Here is an 18,156-nt window from a genome sequence, read left to right on the forward strand (position 1 = left end):
CGCGATGAAAAGTTGGCCCGGACGACCCGGGCGTCTTGTCCAGGATTTGTCGCGCGGGAACGAGGCCTGTCGGCAAGCCTCGGCCTGCGCCTGGCTCGGCAGGAGCCTCGCCCTCCCGGGCTGGGAGCGGCTCTTCTCCGAATGGGAGGGCGAGGCTCCTGCCGAGCCAGGCGCAGGCTGGCGATCGCGCCGGGGCCTGGTTCCCAACGGCATCGCGGGCCGCGTCGGGCGCAACAGAAACCGCCACGTCCGCATGCCGGGTGTGGGGCAGACAATACCAACCCTTTCATCCGCGGGTTCGGGAGGGGCTCAACCATCCACGGGTCGGCAACTTCCTGAGATTCACAACCGAGTTTCCGCATCCTTGATCTGAACGCCCACGTCCCCCCACGACTCCGGCAGCGGTGCCGTCAGGACCAGCGGCGCGTGCAGCGACGGGTGAGAGACCCGCAACGCCCGCGCGTGGAGCGCAATCCCCTCGAGAAAGGGCCGCGACGCCCCGTAATGGGAATCGCCCACGATGGGCATCCCGCGGAGAGCGGACTGCACCCGGAGCTGGTGCGTCCGACCGGTCTTCGGCCAGAGGCGGAGCCACGCCAGGCCGTCCGGGATGGAGCTCGGGACCCCGCGCCGGTAGTCCGTGATGGCCTCGCGGGCCCCCGCAGTCCCTTCCGGCATGGCGCGGACAATCCCTTCCACGCCGGCCCGCGTCAGCCAGTCGGTCCAGGTCCCCTGGTCCGGGGCGGTCGAAGATTCGACGATCGCCCAGTATTCCTTCTCGACGGTCCGGCGCTCGAACTGACCGGAGAGCCGCCGGGCCGCGCGGGAGGTCTTGGCCCAGAGCAGGACGCCCGAAACGGGGCGATCCAGGCGATGGACGATCCCGACATACGCCGAGGCGGGATCCTCCGGCGCCAGGTAGTCACGGACCTCCTGCTCGAGCGTCTTCTCGCCGGGCGGTGCCCAGTCCCCCTGGGTGAACTGGCCGGGACGCTTCCAGACCGCCAGGCAGTGCTCATCCTCGAAGAGTACGAAGCGTCGCTCGGTCATGCGTGGCTCACGGATAGGCCCCGCCGGGCCCGCCGTCGCTGCCCGGGATCGTCGAGGACGAGCTGGGATCCTTGCTGAGCGTCTCCGAGGCCGAGGGCTGTGACCTCATCAGCGAGTTCGCCAGCGACGACGTGCCTCCCTCACCCGTCGAGAGTCCGGACGTGCCGGGCGCCCCGTAGCGGTGATCGGTGGGAGCCCCCATCCGCTCGGTGCCGGGGGTCGGCGTGCCGTACATCGTGTCTCGCTGGGATGCGGGCGATCCGTCCTGGGCCGCGGAGCTCGGCCCGCGATTGGCGTACAGATTGCTGAGCCCGGCGTTGGAGGCGGGATGCGGCTCGGAGCTGAAGCCGACCGAGGGGGGAGCGCCTCCCATCGTCTGGTACGGCTTCCCCGCGGGCACCTCGCTCTTGGTGGCCCGGCACCCCGCGCCGCTCAGCATGACCCCGCCTGCCAGGAGGACAAGGCCCCCGGCCCGCCTGAGAGTGATCCGCCCATCCATGGCATGATCCGGTTTGATAGAGAAATGAAATCCGGACGCCCGCGAACGACGAGGCGCCGCGACGTCCGGATCTTAGGGAACCCGACGGTTCGGTCAAGCCGGGATCAGCCCTTCGCGGCGGCGTACCGGCGGTTCACCTCGTCCCAGTTCACCGTGTTCCACCACGCGCCCACGTAATCCGGGCGACGGTTCTGGTACTTGAGGTAGTAGGCGTGCTCCCAGACGTCGAGCCCCAGGACCGGCGTATTGCCCTCCATGATCGGGCTGTCCTGGTTGGGGGTGGAGGTGACGGAGAGCTTCCCGTCCTTGCCCACGATCAGCCAGGCCCAGCCCGACCCGAAGCGGGTCGCGGCGGCCTTGTTGAACGCCTCCTTGAACGCGGCGAAGCCGCCGAGCTCGGCCTCGATCGCGGTGGCGATGGCGCCGGTCGGCTCGCCGCCGCCCCCCGCCTTCATGAGCTGCCAGAAGAGCGAGTGGTTCGCGTGCCCGCCGCCGTTGTTCCGGACGGCCGTCCGGATGGCCTCGGGGACCGCATTGAGATCGGCGATGAGGGCCTCAATCGTCTTTCCCTGGAGATCGGGATGATCCTTGAGCGCGGCGTTGAGGTTGTTCACGTAGGCCGCGTGGTGCTTGTCGTGGTGGATCTCCATCGTCTTCGCGTCGATGTGAGGCTCGAGGGCCCCGAAGTCGTATGGCAGCGGGGGCAAGGTGTAGTCGGCCACGGCGTCGCTCCTCTGGTGGAAATTCGAGCGTGTGCCCGCAACGGTGCTCCTCGCCCGAACCCGGGCTGGATGAAGGAGTTTTCATGCGGGCGGCTGAAGTTGTTCCGCTCAAACTACCATGAGAGGGGCAGCCGCTTCAAATCCTCGACGGGGAGCCCGGGGATCCACCTCAGTCGACGAGCGGCGACCGCTTCCATTTCGGGGCGGTGAGCCGGCCGAGAGGCGTCCCGAGCCTGCGGCCCAGGAGGATCGAGGACCACGCCGAGCGTACGGCCGTCGCCGCGTCCGGCTCGCGAGAACGAACGACCGTCGACCTGGCACCGGCCGCCGACGGATCGGGCGAGGCGATCTCCAGGTGCTTCGGACGCGTCAGCGGACGCTTGGCGGCGAAGGGGGTGGCCGCGCCGATCGAGAGTGAGTAATTGGCGACCGGCGTCCCGGTGGGTGAGGAGACGCTCACCTGGAAGAGGGTCCCCGCCCGCGAGAGGGGCAGGGTTACGCTGCTCACGCCGGTCGCGATCCGCCGGCCCTTCGCATTGTAGACCTGGATCAGCTCGCCCGCGGCTCCCACGACGTATCGACCGTTGGAGCCGATCCGGAATGAGAAGTAGTCCAGGTCGCCGCTGGTCAGGGTCAACCCCGTGACATTGATGCGGGTGGTCCGCCCCAGGCTCGTGGCCGAGGCCGGCGATCCGTTCGGCTCGAGTCGATCGGGGAGAATCGAGCCCGTGGTCGTCGTCGTGGTTGTCCCCGTCGAGGGGCTCGTGGGGTTTCCGGTCGTCAGCGGAGCCGTCGTGGGCTTGGTGCTGTTCGGCAGGGCGACCGTGAGGTTGTAGGTGCCGACGCTGAAGACGTCCTGCGTCGCGCCCGTGACGACCGCGTAGTATTTCTGCCCCGGGACCACGCCCGCGGCGATCGCGGTCACGTTGTCGCTCCAGGCGGAGGGATCGCCCGCGGTGGCCAGGAGATGGCCCGACGCGTCGTAAATGCTCACGCGCGGGCTCAGCATGCTGACGTTCGCCGCGGCGGCGGTCACCTGGATCGTCCCGGTGGCGTAACTCGGCGCGGTGAACGCGAAATACTCCGAGGCCCCGATGCTCGCCAGCGACAGGCTCCCGAGCGAGGCGCTGTTGGCCGCGGCCAGCCCGGCGGAGACGTCGATCGCGGAGCTGAATCCGAGGCCGGTCCCCTGCGCCTGGTAGGCATCACTCGTCCGCGCCCCATAGATCGCCTGAATCCCCGCGATGTCGCCGTCGGCGAGCCCGGCCCGCTCCCCCCCGTACTTCGCATACATCACCGAGGCGGGGTTCTTGGCGTGATCCAGTCCGAGTGAGTGCCCGGTCTCGTGGAGCAGGACGCTGTACAGGTCGTACTGGGTGCCGATCTGGAAGTTCATCGACGTGTTGACCTCGACATCCCCGGCCGCCGTGGATCCGTTGGGGGGCGGGAAGTAGGTCTGGGCCAGCGTGGTCGCCGTGTTGGCGAAGGAGTATCCCCCGAAACGGATGTCGCCGAAGCGGGAATCCCCCTGGGAATAGCCGAGCGCGTCGTCGTCATAGGAACCGTCGGCGACCGGGACGATGTTGATGTTCGCCACCGATTCCCAGGTTGCGAGCGCCCTCGCCAGCTCCCGCTGCCAGGTTCCCGCGCCGAATTTGGCGTTGAAGACCGCGGACAGGTTGTTCAGGCCGTGATCCCAGTAGACACCGTCGGGGGCGATGCTGTACGTGATCCGGCCCGGATTGGACCACTTGTAGCCGGAAAGCACGTAGTCGTATCCGGCCACGGCCATGAGCTGGCGGCCTTCGAGCGAATCGAAGGCCGGGGTGCGGGCGGGCCCGCGCCGGTCGCCGAGCCGAACTTTCCCCCTGCTCCAGACCGAGGCCACATCCCTGGGCGTTTCGACGGGGCGCTCTCCGAGCATCCCGATCGCGGGCCGGATCATGAGACTCTCCGACTAGCCTGGGGCGCGACGAGGGGTGGCCATGGGCCGGTCGAATCGGACGAGTCCAGGACTGTCCGTCGACCGACCTTCTGCTAGGTCCCATCCCTGTCAGCACTCCGGCATGCGCCGGGAACTCCCTTCGCTCCTCTCGCCCGACCAGGTGATACTCCCGGGTGATGCAACGCCGAGCACCGCCATCGGCATGAGGCCGAGACGTTTGCGCGGCAAAAACCAACCGCAACGAAAAGATCTGACGACGAGGTTATTCAGGCCGTCATCGAAAACATAGCTCCCGTTTCTGAAAATAGACTCAAGTCCGAGGCCGAACCCTCCCAACCACACCGATCGGTAGAAAAGGTCGTGGGCGGCTGTCACGGGGCGGCCGTGGGGGAAAGACGACCGCGGACAGACGCATGCATGCATTTCAGCGCAGAGGTTGAACCGGAGATTGATGCGGCCGGCCGGAATGAAGGTCCTGGCCCGACCCCGTCGTCGCTTCTTACTGGAGGAGAGCCGGTAACGGAACGTTGACCGCGGGCCCGAGCTGTCGATAATAGGATCAGTCGAGCAGCCGGGCCGCCCAACGCCCGCAATCACTCCGGCCATTCCGAGCTGAGGTCGAGCCCACGGACCCCGTGCCCGGGCTCGATTCCACCCGGGCTCGGACCCGATCCATCCCCCCTATCCCGGTCCAAAAGACGATGCGCGAACCGATTACGACCCAGGTACCGATCGTGCTGGAACGACCCGCTCCGCGGAGCCGGACGATGGGAAGGCTCGTGATGCTCGCCGGGCTCGCCGGGGCCGGCGGCCTGGGGTGGGCCTGGTACTCCGGCTATCGGCCGGCGATGCTCAGGGCCGAGTCGCCGGACGCGGCCCTCCCGCTGGTCGAGATCGATCAGGGGGACGTCGTGGAGTACATCGTCGAGAACGGTGCGCTCGAGAGCGCCTCCAACACGGTGGTCAAGTGCGAGGTGGAGGCCCTCCTCGGCATGGTCGGCGGCTCGTCGAGCTCGACGACCGGCGCCGCCAAGTCCACGAGCGGGTCCGCCTCGGGGACGAGCGGGACGACCGCCGCTTCCGGGACGAGCGGGAGCGGCACGTCGGGGGGCACGGCGGCCGCCGCCACGACCACGGCGTCGTCCAAGGCCAAGTCGAAGGCTAGCGGGTCCAGCAGCAAGAGCTCGGGGGCGTCGACCGCGGGGAAGAGCGGCAGCTCCTCCTCTGGCGGCTCCTCTTCCGGCGGCTCGGGCGGGGGAGCATCGTCTTCCGGGGGCTCGGGCGGGGATTCATCGGGCGCGGCCACGACTGCATCGGCCAAGCCGACGATCCGCAGCTTCTCGTACATGGTCACCCCGCACACGCCCCTTCGGGGCGCATCCAAGAGCACGACCACCACGGCCGCGAAGGGTGTCCAGTCATCCTCGTCGGGCGGTGGCGGCGGCGGGGGCGGCGGACGCGGCGGACGCGGCGGACGCGGCGGGGGCGGCGGCGGGATGATGGACGAGGAGAAGCCGGGATCCACCCGGATCGTGAGCATCCTCCCCGACGGCTCCAAGGTGCGCAAGGGAGAGGTCGTCTGCGAGCTCGACAGCTCCACCTTCCAGGACGAGCTCAAGGCCCAGCTCATCCGCTATGCCCAGGCGAAGGCCTGGGTGGACCAGGCCCGGTCCATCCACGACGTGACCGAGATCACGCTCCGGGAATATCGCGACGGCATCTTCCCGCAGGACCTGCAGCTCCTCCGCCAGTACATCAAGACCTGCGAGATCACCAAGGATCAGGCCGCGCGGAACCTCGCGTGGTCGCGAGAGGTGACCAAGAAGGGCATGCGCGCTTCCTCGCAGCTCCGGGCCGATGAACTCTCCGACCAGCAGGCGGGGATCGCCCTCGAGGAGGCCCAGGGCATGCTCGAGCGGCTCGAGAGGTACACCGGCCCCAAGAACCTGAAGCAGCTCGAGGCCAAGCTCAAGGCCATCGACGCCGACAAGAGCACCCAGGAAGCGGCCCTCGAGCTGGAGAAGCAGCGACTGGCACGGCTCCAGAAGTGCATCGACAATTGCGTCCTGCGAGCCCCGATGGACGGCCAGATCGTCTACAAGCCGGTGGTGAACTCGTGGGGGCGCGTGGAGGCCCAGATCGAGCAGGGCGTCACCGTCCGCGAAGACCAGCCCATCTTCGAGCTCCCCGACCCCAGGAACATGCGGGTCAAGGTCCGGATCAACGAGACCAAGATCGGCCTCATCAAGACGGGCCAGTCGGCGCTCATTCGCCTCGATGCCTTCCCCGACCGGACGATCCGCGGGGTCGTGGAGACCGTCACCGCCATCTCCACGCCCGTGAACGGCCCCTTCTCGGACGTCCGGATCTACTTCGCGAACGTGAAGATCGACGCGGACTTCGACGACCTCCGCCCCGGGCTGACGGCCGAGGTCTTCTTCAAGTCGGACGTGCACCCGAACGTGACGAGGATCCCGCTCACGGCGGTCAGGAAGATCGGCGACCGCCATTTCGCCGCCGTCCACCAGCAGGGCTCGCCCGGCCGCGACCGCCCCTGGGAATGGCAGCGGATCGAGCTGGGCGCCAGCGACCCCGATTATGTCGAGGTCGTCTCGGGCCTGAAGCAGGGCGACCGCGTCGTCGCCAACCCGAAGGATCTGCCGGCACCCGTGCCGTCTCCGGTCGGGCCCGATTCCGGCGCCGCGTCCGCGGTCGCGGTGATCACGCCGGGCCCCTGATCACGGCGCTCCCGGGGTCATGAGGCCCCGAGCCCCCTCGACCACCCGGTCCCACTGGAAGGCCGGGCCGGGATCCGTCTTGTTCGTCTGGACGTGATAGTGCCCGAGGATCCCGTGGTAGTTCTCGAGCGGCTCGGGGGGCAGCTTGGCCGGGATGAGCTTCCCCGAGGCATCCTTCGGATAGTCGCAGCGGATCTGCGGAAAGATCGTGCAGAGGGTCGCGGTGAGACGGATGAGGGCCTGGTACTGCGGCTCCGTCAGGTCGTACTGCGCGAGCGTCTGGCCCTGGATCACCCCCTCGACCCGCTCGTTCCGGGCCGGCCGCAGCAGGGCGCCTCGATCCCGGAGCGAGTTCCGCTCGGCCTCCCCGGGGATCGTCAGGATCGTCTTGCCGTCGTCGCCCGCCCGGTACCATTGCTCCAGGGTCTTCGAATGGGCCGGCGGGTAGGCCCCGATGTTCGCGATCTCGATGCCGATCGACCGCGAGTTGGCGATCGTCGCGTGCCAGGCCTGCTCCTTCAGGTCCAGAGTCTGATAGATCGTGCCGTCGGCGTCGAGCATGAAATGGACGCTCAGACCGCGGAGGTCGTGGAGGACCTCGAAGCAGCGCCGGCTCGTCCCGCAGACGTCGTAGTGGATGACGAACTGGTCCACGGCCTTCTGCAGCGTCGGCAGGTCCCAGCCCCCGCCGCGGACACGCTCCAGCTCCTCGGAGGAAAGATGACGCCTCCTCAGGCCGAACGTGCTGCGGAGCGGAGGCTGCGTGTCTTCCTTCTTCGCGGGGGGAGCCGTCGCCTGGAGAGGCTTGAACCTCGGCTCGAGGCGATAGGCGTCGTAGCCCCCCGGGTCCGACCAGAGGATGACCGGGGTCGTCGTGTGGTAGAGCTGCCCGCAGACCATGATCTCGTCCCCGGTCCGCTCGAGCCGCTTGCCGGGCTTCGCAAGCGTCGCGGCCGCGGGTTCGTCCCCTCTCGAGGGGCCGCAGAGGGCGATCAGGGAGCAGAGCGCAAGCAGGATTCGACGCGTGCCGGTTGGCGCGTTCATTCGATGAACAGGATTCACGGAGGACTCCTCATTTTGCTTCACCAAGGAGAGGGAGCCCGTGAACGTCACGAGGTCGAGCCATGATACCCGCCGGAGACCGGATTCGCAGGCTTTGGATTGGCCGGGGCGTCGGAACCTGGGACAATTTCCGGGCCGCCTGCGCGACGAGCGACGACGAGAAATCCCGGAGCAAGCCCATGTCCTTCCGTTTCCGCGCCTCGACACCTTCGCGGCTGCGAGTCCAGCGGCTCGCGGCGTTCCTCCTGATCGCGGCGGCCCGATCGCTGCCGGCCCTGGCGGACGATCCCGCCGGCGCCACGCGACCGGCGGCCACGCTGGCGGGCCGGCTCGACCCCCTGATCCGCGCCTACAAGGGCAAGGTGGCGATCGCGGTGAAGAACCTCAAGACGGGTGAGGAATTCCACCATCGGGGCGGCGAGGTCATGCCCACGGCGAGCCTGATCAAGTTCCCGGTGATGGTCGAGGCCTACCGCCAGGCGTCCCAGGGGAAGATCGACCTGGATGCCCGGGTCGCGCTCCGCGTCGAGGACAAGGTCCCGGGATCCGGGGTCCTCACCGACCACTTCTCGGCCGGGGATCGGATCGCCCTCAAGGATGCGGTCCGGCTCATGATCATGTTCTCGGACAACACGGCCACGAACCTGGTGCTGGACGCGATCGGGATCGGGGCGACGGCCGCCACCATGGAATCGCTCGGCTACCCGAACACGAAGATCCACTCGAAGGTCTTCCGCCGCGACACCTCGGTCTTCCCGGAACGATCGAAGAAATACGGCCTGGGGAGCACAACCGCCGACGAGATGGTGCGACTCTGCCAGGCGCTCCATGAACATCGCCTGGTGAGCCCGGCCGCGAGCGACCGGATGCTGGAGCATCTGCGGACCTGTGACGACCGGGACAAGTTCCCCAGGGGACTACCCTACGGCACCAAGCTGGCGTTCAAGACCGGCAGCGTGGACGACGCCCGGACCTGCGCCGGTCTCATCGAATGCCCGGGGGGGACCGTGGCCGTGTGCGTGCTCACCTGCGAGAATGAGGATCGTCGGTGGGTCCCGGACAACGCCGGCAACCTCCTCTGCGCCGAGGTCGCTCGCGCGGTGTTCGATCACTTTTCCGTGACCCCGCCGGCCTCGCCGAAGCCGCATTGAGGCGGGCGGGCGCCGCTCAACCTGCTCAAGGACCGTACACACTCGAAGGAGGTCGACCATGGGTTTCTTCAACGCCCTGAAGCGCGTCCTGACGCACGAGGCGCGGACGGAGGCCGACGAGGACGCCAGGCGGCGGATCCGCGACCTGTGGGGGCTCGAGGACGAGGACTCGACGGCGGACGGGGCGGCAGGTCATGACGCGCTCGATTACGATCGGTCCCAGTGGCAGAAGCGGCTCCAGCGGATCGTCGACGAGCTGCCGGCCTCTCAGCCCCGCTGGGCCGACCTCATGAACGACGCCCAGGCGCTCCACCTGGAGCCGGCCTGGATCCACGATCGTCAGCTCGAGGCCCTCTCGCTGCTGGTCAGGAAGGCGGTCGCGAACCGCGTCTTCACCGCCGAGGAGCACCACCGCCTGGACCAGGCCCGAAAGCTGATGGGCATCCCCGAGGCCGAGGCCGAGGCGCTCCTCCACGACATCATCGCCGAGGCCGAATCGATCTTCGGACAACCGATCAAGGACGAGGGCTGAGATCCCCCGGGGGCGCCGTCAGTCGTCCCCGATCACCGGAGCAGTTCCGGCAGCGCCTGCGGCTTGCCCGCGCGATCGACGCAGGCGAGGACCGAGTGCCCCTCGGCGAGCAGCGTCTCGCCTCGATAGAGCCTGTACTCGTGGACGATCTTCACGTGGGTCACCCGGGCCGCCGTCGTCCTGAGGGTGAGCAGATCATCGTAGTGGGCGGGTCGCTTGAACTTGCAGGCGATCTCGATGATCACCAGGAAGTGGCCGGCGTCCTCCACCTCCTTGTAGGTCAGCCCCCGAGCCCGCAGCAGCTCGGTCCGGCCCATCTCGAAGTAGACGAAGTAGTTCGCGTGGTGGAGCAGCCCCATGCGATCGGTCTCGGCGTACCGGACGCGAATCTCGGTGGCGTGCTCGATGATGTCGCTCATGCTCCGACGATCTCCTGCCTCTCCGGCTCCCCCGATACCCACACCTCAGCGCCGTTCCGCCCGGCCGGGCGACGAGCCAGGCGGGCCGGTCGCGATCGACCGATCGGCCGGCCCGGGCCGCGTCACCACCGAGAGGGGGGTCGGGTCATAGGGCCACGCCTCGCGGCTCGGTTTCCCCGGAAGATACCCCGACTCCACCCATCGGCGGAAGACCGACGGGTCGTGCGAGAGCCCTCGCTCCCGGACCCAGCCGGCATACTGCTCGACGAGTTCCCCCATGATCTTGCCGTCGCCGAGGGGCACGTACAGGTATCGGATCGCGAGCTGGGCCCGCGCGGAGTCGATCGTCCCTCCCGGGCGGAGCAGCTCGGAGATCGCGGCCGTGAGACCGGTCCGTTCCGAGCCCCAGGCGCAATGGACGATCAGCGGGTACTCGCTGGACTCGAGGATCTTCACCAGCGTCCGGAGCTGGATCCGCGACATCCAGACGCAGGACGAAAGGGGAATGTCGACCTGCGTGGCCCCCGCGTCGAGCGTCGCCCGGAGCTCATCCCGATACCAACGCTCGCGAGGGTTCGACCCTCGGAGGTTCAGCACCGTGCGGATGTGCTGCTCACGAAGCGTCCGCGCCAGCGCGTTCGGCGGCATCTGTCCCGACCGGAACAGCCGATCCGGCCGGACCACCGCGAAGTTGTGCGTCGCCTGGTTCCACGCGATCCACGCCGCCGGGGCCAGCAAGACCGTCGTGAGAACCGCGAGGATCCTTCGGAGCCGCCTGCGACCAGCTATCATGCCCCATCTCCCAGACGCCATGCTCGCGCGAGGGTGCGAGCGTGGACTGCATCCTCGCGAATTCCTCGATCAGGAACCGATCGTTGCGATCCACGACCGAGTCCGGCCGGCTCCACGGCAGCGTCGAGATCTCTCGCCAGGCCGCTTCCGCGGAGAATCCCTGATGGCGGATCAGGTACGCCGCGTGGGCGAGGCTGGTCCGGTGGTGTCCCGCCACGCAATGGAAGAAGACCGGCTGCGCGTCCGGGTCGGCGAGCAGGTCGGCCGCCAGGGCCATCTGCTCCGGCGTCGCCCGCGATCCTCGCATCGGGATGATCAGCCAGCGGACGCCCCGGTCGCGGAGCACCTGCTCCTGTCCGACGAACTTCCGATCGGTCGAGTTGATCGCCGTCAGGCTCACGACCGTTCGAATCTTCTCCCGCTCGATGATCCGTCCGAGCGGCCCGGGCGTCTGCCAGGCACCGCGGACCAGCCGGCCGGGGACGACGACCTTCACACGCTTCTCGAGCCAGATGTCGCGATTGAGGGCGACACCGACCACCGCCGCGACGAGCGTCGCGAGACCGGCAGCCAGGCCGAATTTGAACCGGAACGGTTGCTTCACGCGAGCGTTCCTCGCCCGAGATTCATCGCCTCTTACACCCGGCTACAGCCTTCCTGGCGGCCGGAACGAGGAGCCGTCGAGGCGCGGGATCGCCTCGATGGCCTCGCGGGGGATTCTAGCCTGGGACCGGATCCGGGCAAGGCCAACCCGCCCGTCGAGTCGCCCATCCTCGCGTTGACGTTCCGGTCGGTTCCTCGCAGAATCCGGAATCGGTCGGGAAGGTCGGGGAAGGGACGCGGAGGGAGACGCGGAACATGGCGAGCCGAATCGGGCCCTTGTGGACGGCGATCGTCCTCCTGGCTGTCTTCGTTCGAGCTGCGGGCGTCCTGCTCCTCCAGAGCCATCTCGTCCCGCGGAGCACCTATGAACACGGGGAAATCGCGGCCAACCTGATCGCCGGTCGCGGCTTTTCGACCCGCTTCCTCGGCGCCGACGGCCCCACGTCGCAGCAGGCGCCAGTCTATCCCTCGATCGTGGCCGTGGCGTACCTCATCGGCGGGGTTGAGACTCCCCGATCGCTCCTGATCCTCGAGCTGGGCCAGGCCGTGCTCGGCGGGGTGCTCACGCTCGGCGTGATGGTCCTCGCCCGCCGGATCGCCGGCGATCATCCCCGGGCCGTGCTGGCAGCGGGGCTCCTCGCCGCGCTCCATCCCACCCTCGTGTATGCCGCGACCCACGTCCAGGTCGCCCTGCTCGGCGCCACGCTCGTGACCTGGGCGCTCGCCTCCGCGCTCCGGCTGGCGGAAACCGGCCGTCCCCGCGATGCCGTCACCGCGGGGAGCCTGCTGGCGCTCACGGCGCTAACCGATCCGATCCTCGGCCTGGTCGCCGCGGGCATGCTCGTTGCGGTCTTCCTCGGCCGCGAGCGGGCCCCGGCCCTCCGGCTCTCGGCCCTGATGCTGGGCGTCGCCGCGGCCGGGGTCTCGCCCTGGATCGCCCGCAACGCCCTCGTCCACGGTGAGTTCGTCGCGATCAAGAGCACATTCGGCTATGCCTTCTGGCAGGGGAACTGCGCGATCAGCGAGGGGACGGACAAGGTCGTGCGTGCCTCGGTGGAGACGACCCTGGGAGGGAAGACCGGGGAGACCGGCCTCGCGGCCTGGAACCGCACCCTCTGGAAGGCCCGCCATGAGGCGGGCTACATCGACGACATCGCCCTCACCAACGAGGATCGCAGCCTGCTCGGTCGCGTGACCGAGCCGGAGCGCTCGCGGATCCTCCTGCGGAGGGCACTCGCCGACCTCCGCCGGCAACCGTGGCGATACCCGCAGCTCTGTCTCCGTCGACTCCGCTACTTCTGGCTCTTCGACGAGACCAATCCCAAGGCCCGTTCCATGGTCTACCGCGCCAGCCAGTGCGGCCTGCTGGCCCTGTCCCTGGCCGGGCTGGCCGCCTGCGGTCGAGATGTCCGACGTCGGCTGCTGCCCCTGCTGGCGACCACCGGGCTGGTGGCCGCCTTCCACGCCCTGACGATCGTCTCCGCGCGGTTCCACGTCCCGCTCGAGCCCCTGATGGCCGTCATCGCCGGCTCGGGGCTCGCGGGTGCACTGCCCTTCGGCGTCCCCTGGGGCTCAGCCGCGGCTGCTCACGACGTCGTAGGCGTCGGGATCGTAGACGGACTTGAACGAGGCGGGCTGCTCGACGGGGCGGCTTGACCGGGCGGCCAGGTAGCCCAGGATCAGGGCCGTCACCAGCGCGGCGACGCTGATCGCCGTGGCGAAGGCCCAGACGATCGCGACCATGGGGATCGCATCCGATTCCGCTCGAAACAGGAACATGGAGAGCAGCAGGGCGCCGAGGATCGCGGCGATCGGGACGCATCCTCCGATGACCGGGATCGACAGGCCCAGGCCGTGGTCGCCGGGGGGGACCGGCATGCCCAGCTCGATGGCCCGGATCCGCTCCCGATGCAGCATCTCGCGCTTCCTCTGCCGATACTTCATGATGATCCCCGTGGGGGCCACGACGATCGGAACCAGCAGGGCGAAGATCGGGATCAGAATCCCCTCGTTCATCGATCGTACCTTTCATGAAGGGAGCGTGGGGGGCGCGGGCAAGCGGGGCGGCCGGCTCGAGGGACTTTACCTTTCATTCGCTCCCGGGAGCCGAATATTCGCGGCCATCCCGCCGAACTGCGGGGGAGCCGGCCGCTCGATCCGTCCCGGCGATCACCGGCCCGGGCGAGAAGTCGGCCAGGACCGTGATCCTCCCCACCAGCCAGAGGGTCATCATCGTCGCCAGGATGCCGAGGAGCCCGACGAGATTGTACCGCGTGATCGACTCATTCGGCCCCGGGCCGGTGATCAGGCCGCCGAGCCAGGCCCCGATCCCGGCCCCCAGGTGCTGGACGGCCGAGTTGGCGCTCATGAACCCACCACGCCGGCGCGGCTCCACGCTCCCCGTCACGATCGCCATGCCGGCCACCATCCGGCCGGAGTTGAAGAACATGAAGAGCCCCGCACAGCCCGCGGCCAGCGCCAGCGACACCCTCGGCATGTTCGTGATCAGGAGCATCATGACGGCGACGGCCAGGCCCATGGCGCGATACACGAGCGGCTTGCCCAGGCGGTCCGCCAGCCGGCCGGAGATGGGCGCCCCGAAGAGCGAGAGGACGCCCCCGGTGAAGTAGACCCACGTGAGCTGCGACTCCGTGATGCCCACGTTCTTCACCAGGTAGAGGCTCATGTAGGGGATGACCAGGAAGGCGCCGACCATCAGCGTGAAGGTGAACGCGAAGGCCCGGACGTGATTCGGCTCGTTGAACGTCTCGAGGATCTGGCGGAGCGGATCGGGACGCCCCTGCCCCGCCATGTGCCCTCGCATCGATGGCAGTTGTCGGGCGGCCAGCGCCAGGATCGGCACCCCGAGCGCGGCCAGGGCCAGGAACGGGAATTGCCAGCCGAACCGATTGCCGAGGTCGAGGCAGATCGGAACGCCCAGCACCGAGGCCAGGGCGAAGGCCGACATCAGGACCCCGGTGGCGCGCCCTCGCCGCGAGTCCGGGAAGACGTCGCCGACGATGGCCAGCGCCATGCCGCCGAGGATCCCGCCGAAGGCGCCCGTCACGATCCGGGCCAGCATGAGCGTCGCGTAGCTGCCGGACAGTCCGCAGCAGAGGGTGCCCAGCAGGAAGCCGGCGAAGAGGACCAGGAAGGCCCGCTTGCGGTCGTAGCGGTCCAGGATGGCCGAGGCGAGGACGGCGGCGAATCCGGCGCTCAGCGTGTAGGCGGAGACGATCAGGCCGAACTGGCTGGTATTCAGGTGGAGGCGGCGCTCGAGCTGCGCGGCCAGGGGCATCACGACCATGAAGTCGACGATGCTGATGAACTGGACCGCGGCGAGGATCAGCAGCAGGAAGACCTCGGGCCGCTGGAGTCCGTCGGACGGGGGGGCGCTTGGTGGCGGATCGGCAAGCTCGTTGCGGGCACCGGGGGCGTCGATCGGCGATCCCTCTGGCGGCATTCATCCCTCCGGGTGGGCACCGTGTCGGAGACGAAAAAGGCCGCCCGGTATGGTCCCGGGCGGCCTCTTCATTCTAACGGGCACGGCAAGACTTCAGGCGGATTGCCGCCGGGCCGTCACTTGTCGCGGGCGATCTTGCCCCCCTCGGCGAGCGACGCCTGGGCCGCCGCGAGCCGGGCGATGGGGACGCGGAACGGGGAGCAAGAGACGTAGTCCATGCCGACCTTGTGGCAGAACACCACGCTGTCGGGATCGCCGCCGTGCTCGCCGCAGATGCCGACCTTGAGGTGCTCGTTGTGCTTCGCCTTGCGGCCCTCGCGGCCCCTCTTGACGCCCCACTCAATGAGCTGGCCCACGCCCTCGACGTCGATCGACTGGAACGGGTCGACGGGGAGGATCTTCTCCTTGAGGTAGGTGCCCATGAACGACTTGATGTCGTCGCGGCTGAAGCCGAACGTCATCTGGGTCAGGTCGTTGGTGCCGAACGAGAAGAACTGGGCCTCCTCGGCGACCTTGTCGGCCACCAGGGCGGCACGCGGGATCTCGATCATCGTGCCGACCAGGTACTCGACCTTCTGGCCGGATGCCTTGATCAGCTCGTCGGCGAGCTTGATGGCCCGCTCCTTGAGGATCTTGAGCTCGGCCACGGTGCCGATGAGCGGGATCATGATCTCGGGCAGGACGCTCTTGCCCGCCTTCTTGACGTCGATGGCCGCCGAGATGATCGCGCGGACCTGCATGTCGCCGATCTCGGGGTAGACGATCGGCAGCCGGCAGCCGCGGAAGCCGAGCATCGGGTTGAACTCGTGGAGCTGCTCCACGCGGTCCTTGACCTTCTGCACCGGGATCCCCAGCTCCTTGGCGACCGTCTCCTGCCCCTTGGCGTCGTGCGGCAGGAACTCGTGGAGCGGCGGGTCGAGGAGGCGGATGGTGACCGGGAGGCCGTCCATCGCCTCGAAGATGCCGACGAAGTCCTTCTTCTGGAACGGCTCGAGTGCCGCCAGGGCGGCCTCGCGGCCCTTGGTGTCGTCGGCGAGGATCATCTTCCGCATGGCGACGATCCGCTCGTCGCCGAAGAACATGTGCTCGGTCCGACAGAGGCCGATCCCCTCGGCGCCGAACTCGCGGGCCTTGGCGGCGTCGGCCGGGGTGTCGGCGTTGGTCCGGACCTTGAGCTTCCGCGCCTTGTCGGCCCAGCCCATCAGGACGGCGAAGTCGCCGGAGACCGACGGGTCGATCGTCTCGACCTGGCCGATCATGACGTCGCCTGTCGTGCCGTTGATGGTGATGTAGTCGCCCACCTTCAGCGTCTTGCCGGCGATCGTGACGGTGCCCGCCTTCTCGTCGATCTTGATCGCCTCGCAGCCGACGACGCAGGGCTTGCCCCAGCCGCGGGCGACGACCGCCGCGTGGCTGGCCTTGCCGCCGGTCGACGTCAGGATGCCCTTCGCCAGGTGCATGCCGGCGACGTCCTCCGGGCTCGTCTCCTTGCGGACGAGCATGATCGGCTCGTCGGGGTGCTTCTCGGCGAACTCCACGGCGGCCTCGGCCGTGAGGATGATCTTGCCGGAGGCGGCGCCGGGGCTGGCGGCGATGCCCTGGGCGACCGGCTTGTTCTTGCTCTTGGGGTCGAGCTGGGGCAGGAGCAGGTGGTTCAGGCTCTCCGGGTTGACCCTCTGGACGGCCGTCTTCTCGTCGATCAGGCCCTCCTTCACGAGCTCGACCGCGATCCGGACGGCCGAGGTCCCGGTCCGCTTGCCGGTCCGGGTCTGGAGCATGTAGAGCGTCCCGTCCTGGACGGTGAACTCGATGTCCTGCATCTCCTTGTAGTGCTTCTCGAGCTTCTGGCGGATGTCCATGAGCTGGTCATAGACCTTGGGCATCTCCTCGTGGAGCCGGCTGATCGGCTCCGGCGTGCGGATGCCCGCCACCACGTCCTCGCCCTGGGCGTTGATCAGGTAATCGCCGTAGAACGTGTTCTCTCCGTTGTTCGGGTCGCGGGTGAACGCGACGCCGGTGCCGGAGTTGTCGCCGGTATTGCCGAAGACCATCGCCTGGACGTTGACCGCGGTCCCCTTCAGCCCGGTGATCCGCTCGATCCGCCGGTACTCGACCGCCTTGTTCCCCATCCAGCTATTGAAGACGGCCATGATGGCCTTCCAGAGCTGGTCCTTGGGATCCTGCGGGAACGGCTCGCCGACCGCCTTCTGATAGACCGCCTTGTACCGCTTGACCAGCTCCTTGAGGTCGTCCGCGGTCAGCTCCGTATCCTCCTTGACCTTCTTCTCCTTCTTCAGCCCGGTCAGCTCGTGCTCGAACAGCTCGTGCTCAACCCCCATGGCCGTGGAGCCGAACATGTCGATCAGCCGGCGATAGCTATCCAGGGCGAGCCGCAGGTTGTTGGTCTTCTTGCCGAAGCCCTCGACCGCCGCGTCCGTCAGGCCGAGGTTGAGGATCGTGTTCATCATGCCGGGCATCGACAGCGCCGCACCAGAACGGACGCTCACCAGCAGCGGATCGGAGGCGTCGCCGAACTTCTTGCCGACCTGCTCCTCCACCTTCTTGAGCGCCGCCTCGACCTCCGGCTTCACCGACTCCGGGAGCTTCCGACCGGCCTCGTAGTAGTCGTGGCAAACTTCCGTCGTGATCGTGAATCCGGGCGGGACCGGGATCCCGATCGAGCTCATCTCCGCGAGATTGGCACCCTTGCCGCCAAGCAGCTCTTTCATGTCGGCGCGGCCGTCGGCCTTGCCACCACCAAAGGAATAGACATATTTCGGATGCGTAGACATCGTACTGGCAGGCTCCTGGAACGGGTCACAAAGGTCGAGGCGGCGGCGTCTTCGCGCACACCCCGAACGACTGCCCCTGGATCGGGGCATGATCAGATCGTAATCCCTTATAAAGTACCAACTTAACGTCCCCGGCGGGGCAAGTCAAGGATCCACCGGCCTCGTGCCTGAACCCGGTATGCGCGTTGGACTCAGGGCAAGCAACCGGGGGATCGGTCGACCGCCCGGCGATCTCCCGCAACGCGGAGCGGGTGGACGGCGAGGATCGAGGTGATGGCCCCCCGCGGACGGGCCGAAGGTCGCGGATGGCAACTCGAGCAGGATCCAGGCCAGCGCCCGAGTGACCTCCAGGAGAGACGTCCGGAAGGCCCAGCCGACCTGATCGGCC

Annotated in this window: 15 protein-coding genes; 4 read left to right on the plus strand and 11 right to left on the minus strand. The window is 68.2% G+C overall.

From position 1 onward, the window contains the following. Positions 1 to 342 precede the first annotated feature (342 nt). The 4 genes from G6O54_RS00105 to G6O54_RS00120 form a co-directional block, all read right to left on the minus strand. Entirely contained in the window at positions 343 to 1,050 is a 708-nt protein-coding gene (locus tag G6O54_RS00105; protein ID WP_165218995.1) for an RluA family pseudouridine synthase, read from the minus strand. Between the two features lie 7 nt (positions 1,051 to 1,057). Then, complete coding sequence (locus G6O54_RS00110) at positions 1,058 to 1,549, minus strand: hypothetical protein (protein WP_165218997.1); 492 nt, start codon at positions 1,547 to 1,549, stop codon at positions 1,058 to 1,060. Between the two features lie 104 nt (positions 1,550 to 1,653). After that, positions 1,654 to 2,271, minus strand: coding sequence for a superoxide dismutase (locus G6O54_RS00115; RefSeq protein ID WP_165218999.1), 618 nt, complete (start codon positions 2,269 to 2,271; stop codon positions 1,654 to 1,656). A gap of 169 nt (positions 2,272 to 2,440) precedes the next feature. Next, a complete protein-coding gene (locus G6O54_RS00120; protein WP_165219001.1) occupies positions 2,441 to 4,216 on the minus strand; it encodes a matrixin family metalloprotease in 1,776 nt (591 codons plus the stop codon). A 767-nt stretch (positions 4,217 to 4,983) separates the two neighbouring features. Here G6O54_RS00120 and G6O54_RS00125 point away from each other — a divergent pair. Then, entirely contained in the window at positions 4,984 to 6,954 is a 1,971-nt protein-coding gene (locus G6O54_RS00125; RefSeq protein WP_205678631.1) for an efflux RND transporter periplasmic adaptor subunit, read from the plus strand. On the opposite strand, the gene G6O54_RS00130 is transcribed toward G6O54_RS00125, so the two are convergent. Further along, positions 6,955 to 7,998 (minus strand): N-acetylmuramoyl-L-alanine amidase, encoded by a 1,044-nt coding sequence (locus tag G6O54_RS00130; RefSeq protein ID WP_165219003.1) that lies wholly within the window; start codon positions 7,996 to 7,998, stop codon positions 6,955 to 6,957. 80 nt (positions 7,999 to 8,078) lie between these two features. Between G6O54_RS00130 and G6O54_RS00135 the strand changes: the two genes are divergently transcribed. Continuing rightward, entirely contained in the window at positions 8,079 to 9,167 is a 1,089-nt protein-coding gene (locus G6O54_RS00135; protein WP_250846628.1) for a serine hydrolase, read from the plus strand. Between the two features lie 58 nt (positions 9,168 to 9,225). Further along, a complete protein-coding gene (locus G6O54_RS00140) occupies positions 9,226 to 9,699 on the plus strand; it encodes a hypothetical protein (RefSeq protein ID WP_165219005.1) in 474 nt (157 codons plus the stop codon). Between the two features lie 32 nt (positions 9,700 to 9,731). Here the strand turns inward: G6O54_RS00140 and G6O54_RS00145 are convergent, their stop codons facing one another. From G6O54_RS00145 to G6O54_RS37670, 3 genes are read right to left on the minus strand one after another with little or no spacing between them, the layout of a single operon-like run. Next, positions 9,732 to 10,118: an acyl-CoA thioesterase gene (locus G6O54_RS00145; protein WP_165219007.1), complete on the minus strand. Its 387-nt coding sequence runs from the start codon at positions 10,116 to 10,118 to the stop codon at positions 9,732 to 9,734. A 45-nt stretch (positions 10,119 to 10,163) separates the two neighbouring features. Beyond that, a complete protein-coding gene (locus G6O54_RS00150) occupies positions 10,164 to 10,766 on the minus strand; it encodes a phosphatase domain-containing putative toxin (RefSeq protein WP_250846629.1) in 603 nt (200 codons plus the stop codon). Next, positions 10,732 to 11,514 (minus strand): protein-tyrosine phosphatase family protein, encoded by a 783-nt coding sequence (locus G6O54_RS37670; protein WP_250846630.1) that lies wholly within the window; start codon positions 11,512 to 11,514, stop codon positions 10,732 to 10,734. The genes G6O54_RS00150 and G6O54_RS37670 overlap by 35 nt, the downstream gene beginning before the upstream one ends. A gap of 254 nt (positions 11,515 to 11,768) precedes the next feature. Between G6O54_RS37670 and G6O54_RS00155 the strand changes: the two genes are divergently transcribed. Next, positions 11,769 to 13,169: a glycosyltransferase family 39 protein gene (locus G6O54_RS00155; RefSeq protein ID WP_165219011.1), complete on the plus strand. Its 1,401-nt coding sequence runs from the start codon at positions 11,769 to 11,771 to the stop codon at positions 13,167 to 13,169. Here G6O54_RS00155 and G6O54_RS00160 read toward each other — a convergent pair. The 3 genes from G6O54_RS00160 to ppdK form a co-directional block, all read right to left on the minus strand. Further along, positions 13,086 to 13,529, minus strand: a complete 444-nt coding sequence (locus G6O54_RS00160) for a hypothetical protein (RefSeq protein WP_165219013.1) — start codon at positions 13,527 to 13,529, stop codon at positions 13,086 to 13,088. The genes G6O54_RS00155 and G6O54_RS00160 overlap by 84 nt on opposite strands. 73 nt (positions 13,530 to 13,602) lie before the next feature. Next, positions 13,603 to 14,976, minus strand: a complete 1,374-nt coding sequence (locus tag G6O54_RS00165; RefSeq protein WP_165219015.1) for an MFS transporter — start codon at positions 14,974 to 14,976, stop codon at positions 13,603 to 13,605. A gap of 116 nt (positions 14,977 to 15,092) precedes the next feature. Beyond that, positions 15,093 to 17,768, minus strand: coding sequence for a pyruvate, phosphate dikinase (ppdK, locus tag G6O54_RS00170; protein WP_165219017.1), 2,676 nt, complete (start codon positions 17,766 to 17,768; stop codon positions 15,093 to 15,095). Positions 17,769 to 18,156 lie beyond the last annotated feature (388 nt).

This window comes from Aquisphaera insulae, assembly GCF_011064615.1.
GTDB classification, from domain to species: Bacteria; Planctomycetota; Planctomycetia; order Isosphaerales; family Isosphaeraceae; genus Aquisphaera; species Aquisphaera insulae.